Raw genomic sequence first — 15,551 nt, forward strand, 5'->3', positions numbered from 1 at the left:
GGTTCTCCCCAGTTTGATCTTTTGGCCCCGGGCAGGGGGCAGTGAAAAGCCCCCCGTCTAGCGGGAGGCGTGGAAGTTGCGGCCAAGCGAGGCAGGTGCGCTGCTTTTGTCCGCCGAAAGGATAACAAGCACAATGATTGTAATCAGATAGGGCGACATTGCCAGATACTCGACCGGAATGGCAACGCCCGCGGCCTGCAGATTGAGCTGCACCACGGTGACGCCGCCGAAGAGATAGGCGCCCAAGAGTGCGCGCCAGGGTTTCCAGCTGGCAAAGACCACCAGCGCCAGCGCGATCCAGCCGATACCGGCGGTCATGCCTTCGGTCCATTGCGGCACGCGGATAAGGCTGATGTAGGCGCCGCCCAGGCCTGCGCAGGCGCCGCCGAACATGATCGCAGCCAAGCGGATTTTCAGCACCTTGTATCCCAGCGCATGGGCGGCGTCGTGGTTTTCACCCACTGCACGCAGCACCAGGCCGAGGCGGGAGTATTTCAGCACCCACCAGACCGCGGCGGTCAGGGCGATGCCGAAGTAGAGGATGATGTCATGGCCGAACAGGATCGGCCCGACAACGGGCAGGTCGCTCAGGACCGGGATGTGGATGTCACCCATCTGCGGCGGCTTGATACCGACATAGGATTGCCCCATCAGCGCCGACAGACCGAGGCCAAAGAGTGTCAGCGACAGGCCGGAGGCCACCTGGTTTGCCTGGGCAAACTGGGTGAGGATGGCAAACAGGATCGACAGGGCCGCGCCTGCGATGGCGGCAGCAACGAAGCCAAGGAGGGGCGAGCCGCTCTCAACAGCAGTTGCAAAGCCCGCGATGGCGCCGACGATCATCATCCCCTCGACCCCGAGGTTCAGGACGCCCGCCTTTTCGACCACCAGTTCACCGATCGCAGCCAGCAGCAGCGGGGTTGCCGCCACCATCAGCGAGGCGATGAGCAAGACCGGGTTGATTGCAGAAAGATCCATGTTTTCAGCTCCGTTCGCCGCAGATGCGGGCGGTCATTTCGTTCAACAGCCTGCTGCCCATTCCACCGGGCCAACGCGGATCGTGCTGTTTCAAAATGGCCCAGAAAATACTCATGCTCGGGGGAAGCTCAGGCGAAGAAGTTTCGCCATTAGCTAGGGAACTCCTGCAAAGGCTGTCCCATTCATACAGGGCTGCAATGGCGTCCTTATTGGCGCGAATGTCTGCCTCCAGCAAACGCAACTGACTTTCGTTAGCCTCCAGCACGATATGCTTTTCAGTTTCGGGGTCCCACATTCGCAGAGAGCGCACCACTTGTCCCATCACGCCACCTCCGGCTTGCCGATTGCGATGCGGAAATTGGTCAGGAGGTCGAACGCCAGCAGGAAGAACAGCAGCATCCCCTGGAAGACCTGAATCGCGGCTGCAGGCAGCTGCAGGTTCGACTGGGCGATGTCGCCGCCAATGTAGGTCAGCGCCATCAGACCGCCTGCCAGCAGGATGCCGACGGGGTGCAGGCGGCCCAGGAAGGCGACGATGATGGCGGTGAAGCCATAGCCCACGTTGAAGTCGATGGAGATCTGGCCCGAGGGGCCAGAGACCTCAAACAGCCCGGCCAAGCCTGCCAGCGCGCCAGAGGTGCCAAGGCAGAACAGTACCAGGCGGGTGGGGTTCACGCCGGCGAATTTGGCCGCCCGCGGTGCCTCGCCGGTCAGGCGGATGTGGTAGCCGGTCATGTGGCGGTTCAGCAGAACATAGGCAAAGATCACCGCAATCAACGCCGCCACCACACCCCAGTGCATGCCGGTGCCGACAATCAGCTCGGCATTATGGGCAGCGTCCCAGGACTGCAGGTTGCGGGAGCCTGGGAAGCCGAAGCCCTCGGGGTTTTTCAGCAGGCCCAGCGAGACCGAAGCCAGGAACTGCTCGGCCACATAGACCAGCATCAGCGAGACCAGGATTTCGTTAGTTCCAAAGCGGGTTTTCAGCACCGCCGGGATCATTGCCCAGAGCCAGCCGCCGAATGCACCGGCAATGACCATAAACGGGAAGATGAGGAAAGAGTCCGAGGGGTAGAAGGCAAGGCCGGCGCCGGCGCCGAAGATGGCGCCCATGATGTACTGGCCCTCGGCGCCGATGTTCCAGATGCCGGCACGGAAGCCCAGCGACAGGCCGATGGCGATCAGCACCAGCGGCGCGCCTTTCACCAAGAGCTGCGGGCGGTAGTAGAAGGAGAACTCGCCAAACAGAGGCTCCCAGAAAATCGTGCGGATCGCCTCCACCGGCGGTTTGCCAAGCGCCGCGAACAGCAGTCCGCCAACGATCATGGTGGCAATCACCGCCACCAGCGGCGTCGCCATCGACCAGGCACGCGACGGCTGCGGCCGTTTCTCAAGCCGGATCATGAAGCGGCTCCCTGTTTCATCTTTCCAAAAATACTCTCGCCAAAGGCGAAAACTCTGCAGGCGGTGTCAGACATGCGCCACCTCCATGCCATGCGCGCCGCCCATCATCAGGCCGATCTCGTCCACCGTCAGGCCTGCAGCCTCGCGCGGGGCGCTGAGGCGGCCTTCGTTGAGGGCGGCAAAGCTGTCGGAGATTTCCATCAGCTCATCCAGATCCTGGCTGATGCAAATGACCGCCGCACCCTTGGCCGCGAGATCCAGAAGCGACTGGCGGATGGATGCGGCGGCGGCGGCATCAACGCCCCAGGTCGGCTGGTTCACCACCAGCACATCCGGGTCCTGCAGCACCTCCCGCCCGATCACGAATTTCTGCAGGTTGCCGCCGGACAGCGACCGGGCTGCATTGCCGGGGCCCGGTGTGCGAACATCAAACGCCTTGATGATGCGTTCGGCAAAGTCCTTGGTGGCACCCCAGTCGAGGAATCCGTTCTTCTCCAGCCCCTCGCGCACCGAACCGGTGAGCATTGCGTTCTCGGTCAGGTTCATGTCCGGCGCAGCGGCGTGGCCGAGGCGTTCTTCCGGCGCGGCCAGCACACCAAGCTTGCGCCGGGCGGTTGGACCCAGCTTGCCGATTGGCTGCCCATGCAGTTTCACTGCGTCGGGTTCGGTCAGGGTTTCGCCGGACAGCACCCCCAGCAATTCGTCCTGGCCGTTACCGGCCACACCGCCGATGCCGAGGATCTCACCCTTGCGCACGGTCAGATGCACGTTTTTGAGCGCGGTGCCAAAGGCGGAAGGCGCAGGCACCGACAGGCCGGAGATGTCCATTGCGACTTCGCCGAACTCACGGCTGCCGCGTTCAGGCGTTTGCAGGGTGCTGCCAACCATCATTTCGGCCATGTCCCGGGCGGAGGTTTCAGAGGGAATGCACTCGCCTACATTCTTGCCCAGCCGCAGGATGGTGGCGTGGTCGCACAGGGTGCGGATTTCTTCCAGCTTGTGGGAGATATAGAGGATCGAGGTGCCCTCTGACTGCAGCTTCTGCAGGGTCTTGAACAGGATCTCCACCTCTTGCGGCGTCAGCACCGAAGTTGGCTCATCCATGATCAGAAGCTTGGGGTCCTGCAGCAGGCAGCGGATGATCTCGACCCGCTGGCGTTCCCCTGCCGACAGGTCGCCGACGGTGCGGTAGGGATCCAGCGGCAGGCCGTAGGTTTCCGACACCTCGCGGATGCGGGCAGCGAGGTCGCGCATCTCGGGCGGGTTTTCCATGCCCAGGGCGATGTTTTCGGCCACGTTGAGCGCGTCGAACAGCGAGAAATGCTGGAACACCATGGCGATGCCGTCGGCGCGCGCCTGGCGCGGCTCAGCGGGCTCATAGGGCTGTCCGCGCAGCAGCATCTTGCCGCTGTCGGGTTTGACCAGCCCGTAGATCATCTTGACCAGGGTCGACTTGCCGGCGCCGTTTTCGCCCAGCAGGGCATGCACTTCGCCCTCGCCGATGTCAAAGGAGACAGTGTCATTTGCCACCACTCCGGGGTAGGCCTTGGTCAGGCCTTGAAGGCTCAACAGTGGTACAGTCACGTGCGCCGGTCCTCTTTCATTGTTCTGATCCCCCAGTCAGCCGCCGCCGCGGCGGGCATCCCGTTCTCCGTTTCATTGCGGATGGCCGGATGCAGTGCCGCCAAGGGATACTGCCGGTTTCCCGCCATGGGAATAGTGTTTGGGCAAATGCCCTGCGATTTCAGGGGTATGGCCGCGAGGATGCCATGATGGAACGGCACCAGCGGTACGCGCGCCGGGCTGCACCGGCCCTGAGCACAGGTCAAGCTGACCCACATTGCATTGCGAGTTGCGCATCTTCCCGATACCGCCGCTTTACCCTGTTGACCCGGAGTACCGTCCCCTCGATGCGGCGCAGAAGGGAGGCGGGCTGTTTATTGCTTGCTGCCAGCAGCCTAGGGAGCGGTCCGTTGCCAAAGCAAGGAAAACCGGTGCTGCGCTGCAGTATTCTGCGGAGCAAGAAAATTGCGGCACATACGGGTAGGTCGTTAATATTTATGCGTTTTATCTGCAGGTTTGCGGAGGCTTTACGCGCTGGATGCGAAAGAGTTTCAACAAAATGGATAAAATGCATTGCCCACCGCACCGGTTTTGGCGGGTGTTCATCGCACAGATCGCTCTTTCGCCTCTGCGTGTCAATAAGATAGCGTGGCGCCATGACAAGCTCTCCCCGATTCATTCACCTGCGCACCCATACCGAATACTCGCTGCTGGAAGGCGCCGTGCGGCTTAAAAAGCTGCCGGACCTGTGCAAGAAGCACGAGATGCCCGCAATTGCGGTGACGGACACCAACAACCTGTTTTCGGCGCTGGAGTTTTCGGTTTCGGCAAGTGGCGCCGGTGTGCAGCCGATCATCGGCTGCCAGGTGGATCTGCGGTTCACCGAACCGGCGCCGGGGGAGCGGCCCAAACCGCCCGCGCCGCTGGTGCTGCTGGCGCAGAGCGAGGCGGGCTATGAGCACCTGATGAAGCTGAACTCCTGCCTGTATCTGCGGCAGGGGGGCGAGCTGCCGCATGTGACGCTGGAGGAGCTGGAAGAGAACGCTGGTGACGTGATCTGCCTCAGCGGCGGCCCGGACGGGCCGGTCGGGCGGCTGCTGCAGATGGGCCAGCGCCCGGCGGCGGAAGCGCTGATGCAGCGGCTGAAGGCCATCTTCCCGAACCGCCTGTATGTGGAGTTGCAGCGCCATCCGGGAGAGCACGGCCAGCCGGAGGCGGAGAAGCAGACTGAGCGTGGCCATGTGGAAATGGCCTATGCCATGGACCTGCCGCTGGTCGCCACCAATGACGTCTATTTCCCCAACACGGAAATGTTCGAGGCGCATGACGCCATGATCTGTATCGCCGAGGGCGCCTATGTCGATCAGGTGGAGCCGCGCCGCCGGCTGACCGCACAGCATTACTTCAAGAGCCAGGAGGAGATGGTTGCGCTGTTTGCCGACCTGCCCGAGGCGATTGAAAACACGGTGGAGATCGCCAAGCGCTGCGCCTTCATGGCCTACCGGCGCGACCCGATCCTGCCGAAGTTTGCCGATGACGAGGTGGCCGAACTGCGCCGCATCGCCAATGAGGGCCTGCAGCAGCGTCTGGCGGTGATCCCCCACGCGGTGAGCGTGGAGGAATACCAGGAGCGGCTAGATTTCGAGCTGGGCATCATCGAAGGGATGGGGTTCCCGGGCTACTTCCTGATCGTTGCCGACTTTATCCAATGGGCCAAGGACCACGACATTCCGGTGGGGCCGGGGCGGGGCTCCGGTGCGGGTTCATTGGTGGCCTATGCGCTGACGATTACCGACCTTGATCCGCTGCGTTATTCCCTGCTGTTCGAACGCTTCCTGAACCCGGAACGGGTGTCGATGCCCGACTTCGACATCGACTTCTGCATGGACCGCCGCGAAGAGGTGATCAAATACGTGCAGGAGAAATACGGCAGGGATAAAGTTGGGCAGATCATCACCTTTGGCGCGCTGCTGTCCAAGGCGGCGGTGCGCGACATGGGGCGGGTTCTGCAGATGCCTTATGGCCAGGTGGACCGGCTGTCCAAGCTGATCCCGGTCGAAGGTGTGAAGCCGATGTCGATCGTGGACGCGCTGAAGGAAGAGCCGCGTCTGAGCGAAGAGGCCCGCAACGAGCCGGTGGTGGACCGGCTGCTGACCTATGGCCAGCAGGTCGAGGGGCTGCTGCGCTCTGCCGGCACCCACGCGGCGGGCGTGGTGATCGGGGACCGGCCGCTGGATGCGCTGGTGCCGCTCTACCGGGATCCGCGTTCGGACATGCCTGCGACCCAGTTCAATATGAAATGGGTGGAGCAGGCGGGGCTGGTGAAGTTCGACTTCCTCGGCCTGAAAACACTTACCGTCATTCAAAACGCCATGGACCTGATCTTCCAGTCAGGCCGCGATCTGCATATAGCTGAGGATGGCACCCAGCTCTATGAGCCGCCGGAGGGGGCGGAGAACCAGATCAACGCCATTCCGCTGGATGACAAGGTCACTTATGATCTCTACTCCCGCGCCAAGACGGTTGCGGTGTTCCAGGTGGAATCCACCGGCATGATGGATGCGCTGAAGCGCATGAAACCCACCTGTATCGAGGACATCGTGGCGCTGGTGGCGCTGTACCGCCCCGGCCCGATGGAAAACATCCCGGTCTACTGCGAGGTGAAGAACGGCCAGCGCGAGATCACCTCGGTACACCCGCTGATCGACCACATCCTGGAAGAGACCCAGGGCATCATTGTTTATCAGGAACAGGTGATGCAGATCGCCCAGGTGATGGCGAACTACACCCTTGGCGGCGCCGACCTGCTGCGCCGGGCGATGGGTAAGAAGATCAAGGAGGCGATGGACGCCGAGCGCCCCAAATTCGAGAAGGGCGCGGCGGAGAACGGGGTCGACAAGAAGAAAGCCAGCGAGGTTTTCGACCTTCTGGAGAAATTCGCCAACTACGGCTTCAACAAATCCCACGCGGCGGCTTATGCGGTGGTGTCCTACCAGACCGGCTGGCTGAAGGCCAACCACCCGGTGGAGTTCATGGCCGGCGTCATGAACTGCGATATCCATCTGACCGACAAGCTGGCGATCTACTTCGAAGAGGTGAAGAAGGGGCTGAAGCTTAAATACGTGCCGCCCTGCATCAACCGCTCGCTGGCGACCTTCAACGTGGTCAATGGTGAGCTGGTCTATGCGCTGGGCGCGCTGAAAAACGTCGGCCTGGATGTGATGCGGCTGGTGGCCGAGGCGCGAAATGAGGACGGCCGCGAGCGTCCCTTTGTCAATGTCTTCGACTTCGCCCGCCGGGTGAACCTCAAGAAGGTCGGCAAGCGGCCGCTGGAAATGCTGGCGCGGGCGGGGGCCTTTGATCAGCTGGACAGCAACCGCCGCCGGGTGTTTGAGAGCCTCGGCGCACTGGTCGATTACTCTGCTGCGGTGCATGACCAGAGGAATTCCAGCCAGGTGTCGCTGTTCGGTGAGGCAGGCGAGGACCTGCCGGAGCCGCGGCTGCCCAATGTGCCGGACTGGCTGCCGGCCGAGCGTCTGTCTGAGGAATTCAAGGCGATTGGCTTCTACCTCTCGGGCCATCCGCTGGACGATTACATGCCCGCGCTGAAGCGCAAGGATGTCATGACGCTGGACGAGGTGACAGCCAAGGCCGAACGCGGGCCGTTCATGGCCAAGATGGGCGGCGTGGTCGCGGGGCGGCAGGAGAGGAAGTCGGCGCGCGGCAACCGCTTTGCCTTTGCCCAGCTGAGCGACCCTTCCGGAGCCTATGAGGTGACGCTGTTCTCCGAGGTGCTGGAGAAGTCCCGCGAGTTTCTGGAGACTGGCGCCAAGGTGGTGATCACGGCTGAGGCGACGATGGAAAGCGACCAGCTGAAACTTCTGGTGCGCTCGGTCGGGCCGGTGGACAGCGCCATTGCGGATGCCGGGCGAAGCTCCTTGCGCGTGTACCTGAGTGATGCGGCGGCTGTTGGCACCGTGGCGCAGGTGCTGGAGGATGCCAAGGCGGCGGCCCGCAATGCATCGCGCGGAGAGGTCTACATGTACCTGCAGGATCCCGGCCTGCCCGGAGATGTGGAAATGGATCTGGGCCAGGCGTTTCCGATCAATCCGCAGATCAAAGGCGCCCTTAAGTCGCTGGACGGGGTGTTGGACGTGGAGGAGATTTGAGGCCCCCAATCTGCATTCAAGGTATTCGGAAGTAAGGTGCAGAGCTCTGACTAGGGTCAGGATGCATTGATTTCCGATGTGTCGTGTGATCCGGAGCTCGAAAACGAGCGGTGTGCATGTCTGATCTATTCTGGTTGAGCGACGCGGCATTTGGGCGTCTGGCGCGCGGCCGGGGCGGCGCCGGGGATATGCCTCTGCGCCCTGCGTCGAACACCCGGTAATTCCCCCTTCCCGCGGGCTGGCGATCCCTTGACCCTTGTGCGGAAACCCTTAGTGTCCGGCACAACTTTTAAGGGTTTTATTTGATGAACGCATTTGTGCAGGACGCCCGGCTGGGGCGTCTGACAACCGTCTTGGGGCCGGAAGCGCTGGTGCTGATGCGCTTTGACGGAACCGAGGCGCTGAACGGGCTGTTTGACTATTCCGTCGAGGCGCTGGCCACACGGGATGATCTGGATTTCGATGCGCTGCTGGGCACCCATGCCACGGTCACGATCGCCGGTGCGGAAGGGCCTGCGCTGTTTGACGGCATCATCACCGAGGCCCGCTGGAAAGGCCCGGGCGAGAACGGCTGGCGCTATGATCTGCGGCTCCGGCCCTGGTTCTGGCTGGCCGGAAAACGGCGCAACCAGCGGATCTTTCACCATAAAACCGTGGTGGAGATCCTGCAGGAGCTGCTGGCGGACTACGGCCATCTGGGCAATCCGCATCTGGAAACCGCTCTGAGCAACGACTACCCGGAGCTGGAGTACACGGTGCAGTACCGTGAAAGCGACCTGGATTTCACGCGCCGCCTGATGGAGCGCTTCGGGATCTCCTTTCACATCCGCCACCAGGAGGCCAGCCACACGCTGGTGCTGACGGACGACGTGCTGAACCACGCCGAAATCCCATCCCGCCCCTATTACGGCGCGGCCCAGAACCAGGGCGCCACGGGCGAGCATTTCTGGGCCTGGGGGCCGGAGCGGCGGCTGACGACGGGCGCAACCCGGCTGACGGATTACAACTTCAAGACGCCGATGGCGGCGATGGAAAGCGACCGCCTGGGCGACGCGGCTTATGCCGAAGGCCAGCTGGAAGCCTATGATTATCCCGGCGGCTACCTGGACCTTGGGCGCGGCAAGACGGTGGCGCAGCTGCGCTGCGAAGAGGAGCGCGGCCATGATGCGCGCCAGTTCGCCAGCGGCGACATCACCGGCTTGCGGCCGGGCGGCGTCGTGCCGCTGGGGGGCGGCGATGCGGTGCCCGGCGACGGCGCCAAACACCTTTGCCTATGGGCGCGCTATTCTTTTGTCAGCCAAAGCTATGGATCGAACCGGGAAGGCGCCTCTGCCGGCCGCCCCTTCACTGCCGACTACCGGCTGATGCCCGTGACCGCCCCGATGGTGCCGCCGCGGGTGACGCCGGTGCCGGTGGTGCAGGGCCCGCAAACGGCCGTGGTGGTTGGCGAGGGCGAGATCGACTGCGATGAGCACGGCCGCATCCTGGTGCATTTCCATTGGGACCTGGAGAAGTCGTATTCCATGCGCTGCCGGGTCAGCCAGAACTGGGCCAGCCAGGGCTGGGGCGGCATGGTGATCCCCCGCATCGGCATGGAGGTGGTGGTCGAGTTCCTGGAGGGCGACCCCGACAAACCGCTGGTCACCGGCTGCGTCTACAACGGCCGCAACAAACCGCCTGTGGATTTGCCGGCAAAACGGTCCCGTTCCGTGTTCAAAACCAAATCACATCAAGGGCAAGGCTTCAACGAGCTGACCTTTGAAGATCAGTCCGGTGAAGAATTCATCTACATGCACGCACAGAAGGATCTGAACATGCATGTGGAAAACTCCTCCATGCGGCGCGTCGAATTTGACGACAACGTGTCTGTCGGCAATGCCTCCAACCTGGATGTTGCCGCAGACCGGACCGAAACCATCGACGGGTCGCTAAACCTGAAGGTGACGGGGCCAATCCTTGAAAAGACAGATGCCGACCGGGGCAGCGACGTTGGCGGCAGTTATGCCGTAAGCGCTGGCGGGGACCTCACGATCAAAGCGGGCGGGGAGATCGTGCTGGATGCCTCCAAGATCACGCTGGTTGCCGGTGGTGCTGCATTGGTTCTGGAAGGCGGGGCGGTCAACGCCGCTCCGGTCTTAAATGTCGGCTCCGCTTCGCCTGGTGCCGCGGCCCTGCCGCCTATCCCCGCGGTCCTGAAGGCTGCCGCCGGTGAAGGAACGCCGTTTGTATCCCATTGCCCGCTGAAAGGCGAATGACCATGCATCCCATATGGATTGCTGACTGCGAGCTGAGCGCCCTGGAAGAGGCACAGCCGTTCTGGGGCGGCGGGCACGGTAAGGTTTTGGCGCAGCTTATGCTGCGCGCAGCTGGGCGTCCGGAACTCGAAGCAACTCTACGGGCTTCCGTGGCTGCCGGTCAGGCTCGGCTGTCCAAAGTTAGGTCTGCACAGCTGCTGTCCGAGCTGCCTCCTTCGGAACAGCTGACGGCCGCAGCGGCCCGCGCAGATGCCGCAAGACCGGTTCTGGTGGCGGAACCAGTACCTTTGGCTTCCGGCGTGCCCCTATGTTTTGAAGAGGTGAACTGGGATGCGCTGGAACCGAGCAGGGAGCTGTGGGCGGTTCTGGACGGAGTGAACTGGCCAGGGCTGCCGCAGCTCATTTCTGGATCCCGCTTGGAATCCGCCTGCCTATATACAACTCAGGATCCGGAAAAGCTGGCGGCAGCGCCATGGATCATCAGGTTGGACAGGCTTGATCCGCTGTATAGTGAACTGCGGAAACGTCCGCCCCAGGAGCATTCCGGAATTCTGCTGAAAACCTGCCTCGGGACAGAGGAGCTGAGACGGCATCTGAGACGTTTCACCATGCTGCCGACCCCTATCGGCACGGCGGTGCCGCAGTACTTCCGCTTTTATGACCCGCGGGTGCTCTTGGATTCGACAGTTGCGCTTCCGCCTGAGGTCCTCGGCCAGCTCTTGCGCCCCTTCAACAGTGTGATTGTACCGCTCAGTCCGCAATGCGTCGTGCCGGATCCCTCCAAGATATCCGAACCGCCCGGCATTTTTTCCCCGCCGGAAAGCTGCCGGAACCGTCTTGTTCAGCTGACTTGGGACACTGCGCTGACGGACTGTCCCGACAGGCCTCTTCGAATTGACGAAGTGAGCTTTGAAAAATTCGGCAGGCTTCATCGGGACCGGGCGGTTGCCAAGCTTGCGCTGTTTCTGCACAGCAGCCAGCAGGAATGCTACTCTCAGGAGGAATGCCTGCGGGCCGCGACCCTGGCTCCCGAAGCGGCGGCCAGGTTTGGCATGAGCAGCAAAAAGCAAATCACCGCAATCGCGCGCACCCTCCTGAAGTTCGGTGATGCATTTTGGGAGCGCCATTCCGAAGCGCATGCTGCGCTTACCGAGCCCGGAAAACTGCCCTGGCAGCGTAAGAACAGCCTGCTGGAGTGGATGACCAGAATGGATCAGGAGCAGCTGCTGCGTGACGTGGCCGGAGGTGAGCGATGAAACCAACCGCCCGGCTGGGGGATGTGCATGACTGCCCGAAATGCGGGCGCAATGCGATCACTGGCGTGTCGTCCCACTCAACCTGCGACGGCATACCCGTGGCCACGGTCGGAGATGCCACCGCCTGCGGCGCGGTTATCGTAACCGGCAGCAGCGATTGCATCACCGACGGCAAGCCGACCGCGCATATCGGGTCCAAAACCAGCCATGGCGGAACCATCGTGACCGGCTCGCCGTCGCAGAAAGTTCCGTAGTTTTCCTTTCCGACCGAATGACAGAGTATTTCCAGTGACCAATTTCACTCCTGAAGCCGCCGATTACGCTTTTCTGCTCAAGTACAAACCGGAAGCGTTTGCGAGCCGGGGCGACGCCAAAGAGGTTCTTCGGCAGATCGCGCAAGGCACGGATCCTGCCAATGACAGCCATAGGCTTGGTGCCTTGGCGAACAACTACGCCAGAGGCGGCAACCCGCCGCTCACCCAAAGCCCTATCCCGCCGGAACCGGACGCCGATGGGGACGGTAAAATTGATACGGAGTTCGGTAAGGCCTGCGTCGATTGCAAGATGCAGGAACCCTGCTGCATGCTGGCAGGGACCGTGACCGATAGCTCCGACAGCTCCCGCAAGCTCTATTGGCCGCCAGTATTGGGGCAAACAAAGATGCTGACGGTCGCCAAGGAGATGCAGGGCAACAACCTGGTTTCCAATCTGGACGTGGAGTGGAAGGGGCGGGGCTGCGAGGTGGGTCACCCCGATCGCCCTCGGATCCTCACCAGCAGACTGGCAGACCGGACTGCACAGATTGAGGCCCAAAAGGCCACTGTTCCGGCCGGGGAGGCGCAGGGGTTCAGCACGGCGCTGATGCTCAAGAACTACGTGCCGGAAAATGTGCTTTATGCCCTGTTTGCCTTTGATGCGGTGATGGCACTGCAGAAGGCCTCTGGCGGCACAACCGCGGCCACCTTCAAGCCGGTTCAATGCCTGGATGACGGCTCCATCGGCACGGAACTTAGGGTGATCCCGGTGCCCTATGCCAAACTGGACGGCAAGCTGGAACTGGCCACCCGCATCAGCTTTACCACCGGCGGGGTTAAGGCGGCGGCAACCGCCAAGGGCACGCTGGAGGGAAAATACGGCAACCTTACCATCAAGGCAGAGGGCGAGGCAGGCGGCAACAGCAGTACAGGAGAGGCCGTTGATGACGGAAAGAACGCGCCAGGCCTGATAGGCACTATGGCCAGCATTATCGGCCAGATGGATCACTATGTTGCAATGGGCAACACAAAGGATCGCAAAAAACTGGATCTGACCGCCTATTCTTCCGGCATAACTCTCAGTAAGTCGCTCAGCTTTTCTCCCATGGGATTTGAGATCAACGCCAAGAAGGGGTCACCAGACCTGGAGCTGAATATTGGAAAACTGAAATCGGAATTCGAAATCGGAATTTCAGGCCGCCTTGATATCATTGATGCGCTAATCTCTGCCGTCGCTACACCGGCTACTGGCCGAGCGGTACAACAAGCCCGCGCACGCATGGCGGAAGGTGAGTATGTAAAAGGTCAATTGGAAGCTTACCTAAAAGTTGCCGCCACCGGCAAGCTGATCCATGGCATCAACAGCGGCGCCAGGATCACCCTTCCCGCCAATGGTGAAATGGATGCCGCCTGGGACGGGATTTCCCAGGAGTTTGGCGGCGAGTTGAAAATCCGCGGTGAGGCCAAAATAGCCATCGAAGTTCAAGTTGAAGTCTGGATCGTTGAAGCCCAAGCCGGTGCCAGCGGCACAATCAACACCTCCTGGACCTGGGCTATGCGCATGCATGAGGGCAAGCGCCAACGCAAATACAGTTTCGAAGGTGTGACCGTGAAGGCGAAGATTGGTGGGAGTCTGGACGTTAAACGTCAGCGCAAAAATCGCACACAAGACTTACTTGATCAGAAAGATCCATTTCGCATGGATGGAAACGCATCCGATTTGTTCCAACAAGTCGATGATGAAATTGTCCAATCGGTTGCGGAAGAGGGAAATATGAAAAAGAAGATATCAGCCCAGAACGCCCTTGCGGAGTTTTCAGCTGAGCACACAAGAACAATCTTTGAGGAAGTCAAAGGCAAATGGGAAGACTACTGAAATCACTTTTCTTAGCGACTATGATGCTGATAACGAGCAGGAACATAACTATGGCCCAAGACATGGACCACGGCTACTATGCCAATATCGTCTCAGGCGGGGCCATCTGGAGCCTGCGCGTCAACGACATGCACATTCGTGAAAACGTCAATTTCGGCCATGGCGATTCAAGCGGTAATATCAGTCGGGCTGTTCAGCCCGGCCGCAACACCCTGTCGCTGATATTTTCACCAATCACCGGTAAAAACCCGGATACCGGGGAGTATGAACAGAGCCTGCGGGATGATGTCAGTTTTGAAGTCTCAGTTGAACGCCTGGATTTCAAAACACGCGAGAGCCAGGAAATCAACGCTCTGCACATCATCTATGATGAAGAACGGTCGGGCTTCATAAGCCAGCCCCAGACCCGCTTTGGTGAGGACAGGGTGCTGCGGCACCCGTTGATTTGGAGTGATGGGCGACACAGGTTTTCCCAGACCCAAACCGAGAAAGTTATACTGGAAAACGGGCAAACCTTTGCTGCCTACCGGATCGACCTGGAGTTTTTTGTCGAGGATGATCAACTCTGGCCGCAGCATTGGGAGGCTGAGGCAGTGCCGCTGGAGGACACCCCGGACATGCGGCGGGAGCTTTGGGCGGCTTATCAGGATGTCCACAGCCTGTTTCAGCGGGGCGATACCGAGGTGTTCTTTCGAATGATGGAACCGTCCTGGGCTCGCGCCGCGCATATTTATACAGAATACTCATCGGCACGAGAGTTTATCGAAAACGTTGACGATGGCCTGAATAGTTACAAAGCTGTACAGCCAGATGGTGAAGTGCTGCAACCGCTGGAACTAGTCACTGATTTGCAGAAAGCAGCCGTGCAAATCTATGGCAACGGCCGCCTGGTATGGATCCGCCCGGATCCTTTTGTTTGGGAACACCCTCAAACCGGCGAGATCACCACTGTTCCAGTCGTTTTCTACAAAACAGTGGCTGGCGAATGGAAAATCGCCGAAATCAACATCGGCCTCTGACCCCTCCGGCCCGCTGCCCTTTTTGCGGCGGGCCATCTGACCAAGAGTTTTTTATGACACGCATTCTGAACTGGGCCGCCGCTCTGCTTCTGGCCCTCACCGCCCCGCTGATGGCCCAAGACATGGACCACGGCTACTATGCCAATATTGTCTCAGGCGGGGCCATCTGGAGCCTGCGCGTCAACGACATGCACATTCGTGAAAACGTCAATTTCGGGCATGGCGATTCAAGCGGCAGTATTAGTTGGGCTGTTCAGCCCGGCCGCAACACCCTGTCGCTGATATTTTCACCTATCACCGGTAAGAACCCGGATACAGGGGAGTATGAACAGAGCCTGCGGGATGATGTCAGTTTTGAAGTCTCAGTTGAACGCCTGGATTTCAAAACACGCGAGAGCCAGGAAATCAACGCCTTGCACGTCATCTATGATGAGGTGCAAAGCGGATTCGTCGGCCAGCCTCAGACCCGATTTGGTGAGGACAGGGTGCTGCGGCTCCCGCTGATTTGGAGCAATGGGCAACACAAGTTTTCCCAGACTCAAACTGAGAAAGTTATACTGGAAAACGGGCAAACCTTTGCCGCCTACCGGATCGACCTGGAGTTTTTTGTCGAGGATGATCAGCTCTGGCCCCAACATTGGGAGGCTGAGGGGGTGAGCTACTCCCCAATCGTTGGACAGCTTTCGGCGTAACTTAAGCTACTCTCTGCTCCTGCTGACCTGTTTGGGTTTCGTCTTTTCTCAGCCAATAAACCACGGCCGGAGGTTTGCCACCAAG

12 protein-coding genes are annotated in these 15,551 nt (G+C 60.7%); 7 read left to right on the forward strand and 5 right to left on the reverse strand.

The window, feature by feature from the left end:
* Nucleotides 1-57: 57 nt before the first annotated feature.
* The 5 genes from N6L27_RS22675 to N6L27_RS22695 all read right to left on the reverse strand — a co-directional run bounded on the left by N6L27_RS22675 (nucleotide 58) and on the right by N6L27_RS22695 (nucleotide 4,094).
* A complete protein-coding gene (locus tag N6L27_RS22675; protein WP_039183920.1) occupies nucleotides 58-978 on the reverse strand; it encodes an ABC transporter permease in 921 nt (306 codons plus the stop codon).
* Between the two features lie 4 nt (nucleotides 979-982).
* Nucleotides 983-1,300 (reverse strand): hypothetical protein, encoded by a 318-nt coding sequence (locus tag N6L27_RS22680; protein ID WP_271909699.1) that lies wholly within the window; start codon nucleotides 1,298-1,300, stop codon nucleotides 983-985.
* On the reverse strand, nucleotides 1,300-2,382 hold the full coding sequence (locus N6L27_RS22685; protein ID WP_271909700.1) for an ABC transporter permease: 1,083 nt from the start codon (nucleotides 2,380-2,382) through the stop codon (nucleotides 1,300-1,302). Before N6L27_RS22685 ends, N6L27_RS22680 begins: the two co-directional genes overlap by 1 nt.
* A 66-nt stretch (nucleotides 2,383-2,448) precedes the next feature.
* On the reverse strand, nucleotides 2,449-3,966 hold the full coding sequence (locus N6L27_RS22690) for an ABC transporter ATP-binding protein (RefSeq protein ID WP_271909701.1): 1,518 nt from the start codon (nucleotides 3,964-3,966) through the stop codon (nucleotides 2,449-2,451).
* A complete protein-coding gene (locus tag N6L27_RS22695) occupies nucleotides 3,963-4,094 on the reverse strand; it encodes a hypothetical protein (RefSeq protein ID WP_271909702.1) in 132 nt (43 codons plus the stop codon). The genes N6L27_RS22690 and N6L27_RS22695 overlap by 4 nt, the downstream gene beginning before the upstream one ends.
* Nucleotides 4,095-4,601: 507 nt before the next feature.
* On the opposite strand from N6L27_RS22695, the gene dnaE reads away from it, so the two are divergent.
* From dnaE to N6L27_RS22730, 7 genes are all read left to right on the forward strand, one after another.
* Nucleotides 4,602-8,114 (forward strand): DNA polymerase III subunit alpha, encoded by a 3,513-nt coding sequence (gene dnaE / locus N6L27_RS22700; RefSeq protein WP_271909703.1) that lies wholly within the window; start codon nucleotides 4,602-4,604, stop codon nucleotides 8,112-8,114.
* A gap of 305 nt (nucleotides 8,115-8,419) precedes the next feature.
* Nucleotides 8,420-10,369: a type VI secretion system Vgr family protein gene (locus tag N6L27_RS22705; protein WP_271909704.1), complete on the forward strand. Its 1,950-nt coding sequence runs from the start codon at nucleotides 8,420-8,422 to the stop codon at nucleotides 10,367-10,369.
* Nucleotides 10,366-11,625, forward strand: a complete 1,260-nt coding sequence (locus tag N6L27_RS22710) for a DUF4123 domain-containing protein (protein ID WP_271909705.1) — start codon at nucleotides 10,366-10,368, stop codon at nucleotides 11,623-11,625. Before N6L27_RS22705 ends, N6L27_RS22710 begins: the two co-directional genes overlap by 4 nt.
* Complete coding sequence (locus tag N6L27_RS22715; RefSeq protein ID WP_271909706.1) at nucleotides 11,622-11,879, forward strand: PAAR domain-containing protein; 258 nt, start codon at nucleotides 11,622-11,624, stop codon at nucleotides 11,877-11,879. The genes N6L27_RS22710 and N6L27_RS22715 overlap by 4 nt, the downstream gene beginning before the upstream one ends.
* A 34-nt stretch (nucleotides 11,880-11,913) precedes the next feature.
* Complete coding sequence (locus N6L27_RS22720) at nucleotides 11,914-13,755, forward strand: hypothetical protein (RefSeq protein WP_271909707.1); 1,842 nt, start codon at nucleotides 11,914-11,916, stop codon at nucleotides 13,753-13,755.
* Nucleotides 13,756-13,805: 50 nt separating this feature from the next.
* Nucleotides 13,806-14,774, forward strand: coding sequence for a hypothetical protein (locus N6L27_RS22725; RefSeq protein WP_271909708.1), 969 nt, complete (start codon nucleotides 13,806-13,808; stop codon nucleotides 14,772-14,774).
* A 53-nt stretch (nucleotides 14,775-14,827) separates the two neighbouring features.
* Complete coding sequence (locus tag N6L27_RS22730) at nucleotides 14,828-15,466, forward strand: hypothetical protein (protein ID WP_271909709.1); 639 nt, start codon at nucleotides 14,828-14,830, stop codon at nucleotides 15,464-15,466.
* Nucleotides 15,467-15,551 lie beyond the last annotated feature (85 nt).

This window comes from Leisingera sp. SS27, from assembly GCF_028368855.1.
Lineage (GTDB): Bacteria > Pseudomonadota > Alphaproteobacteria > Rhodobacterales > Rhodobacteraceae > Leisingera.

Bases quoted from the DNA above. Each gene is read 5' to 3' on its own strand.
- N6L27_RS22730 (WP_271909709.1), top strand. From the start codon at position 14,828: ATGACACGCATTCTGAACTGGGCCGCCGCTCTGCTTCTGGCCCTCACC.
- N6L27_RS22675 (WP_039183920.1), bottom strand. From the start codon at position 978: ATGGATCTTTCTGCAATCAACCCGGTCTTGCTCATCGCCTCGCTGATG.
- N6L27_RS22710 (WP_271909705.1), top strand. From the start codon at position 10,366: ATGACCATGCATCCCATATGGATTGCTGACTGCGAGCTGAGCGCCCTG.
- N6L27_RS22705 (WP_271909704.1), top strand. From the start codon at position 8,420: ATGAACGCATTTGTGCAGGACGCCCGGCTGGGGCGTCTGACAACCGTC.
- N6L27_RS22725 (WP_271909708.1), top strand. From the start codon at position 13,806: ATGGCCCAAGACATGGACCACGGCTACTATGCCAATATCGTCTCAGGC.
- dnaE (WP_271909703.1), top strand. From the start codon at position 4,602: ATGACAAGCTCTCCCCGATTCATTCACCTGCGCACCCATACCGAATAC.
- N6L27_RS22685 (WP_271909700.1), bottom strand. From the start codon at position 2,382: ATGATCCGGCTTGAGAAACGGCCGCAGCCGTCGCGTGCCTGGTCGATG.
- N6L27_RS22715 (WP_271909706.1), top strand. From the start codon at position 11,622: ATGAAACCAACCGCCCGGCTGGGGGATGTGCATGACTGCCCGAAATGC.
- N6L27_RS22680 (WP_271909699.1), bottom strand. From the start codon at position 1,300: ATGGGACAAGTGGTGCGCTCTCTGCGAATGTGGGACCCCGAAACTGAA.
- N6L27_RS22695 (WP_271909702.1), bottom strand. From the start codon at position 4,094: ATGGCGGGAAACCGGCAGTATCCCTTGGCGGCACTGCATCCGGCCATC.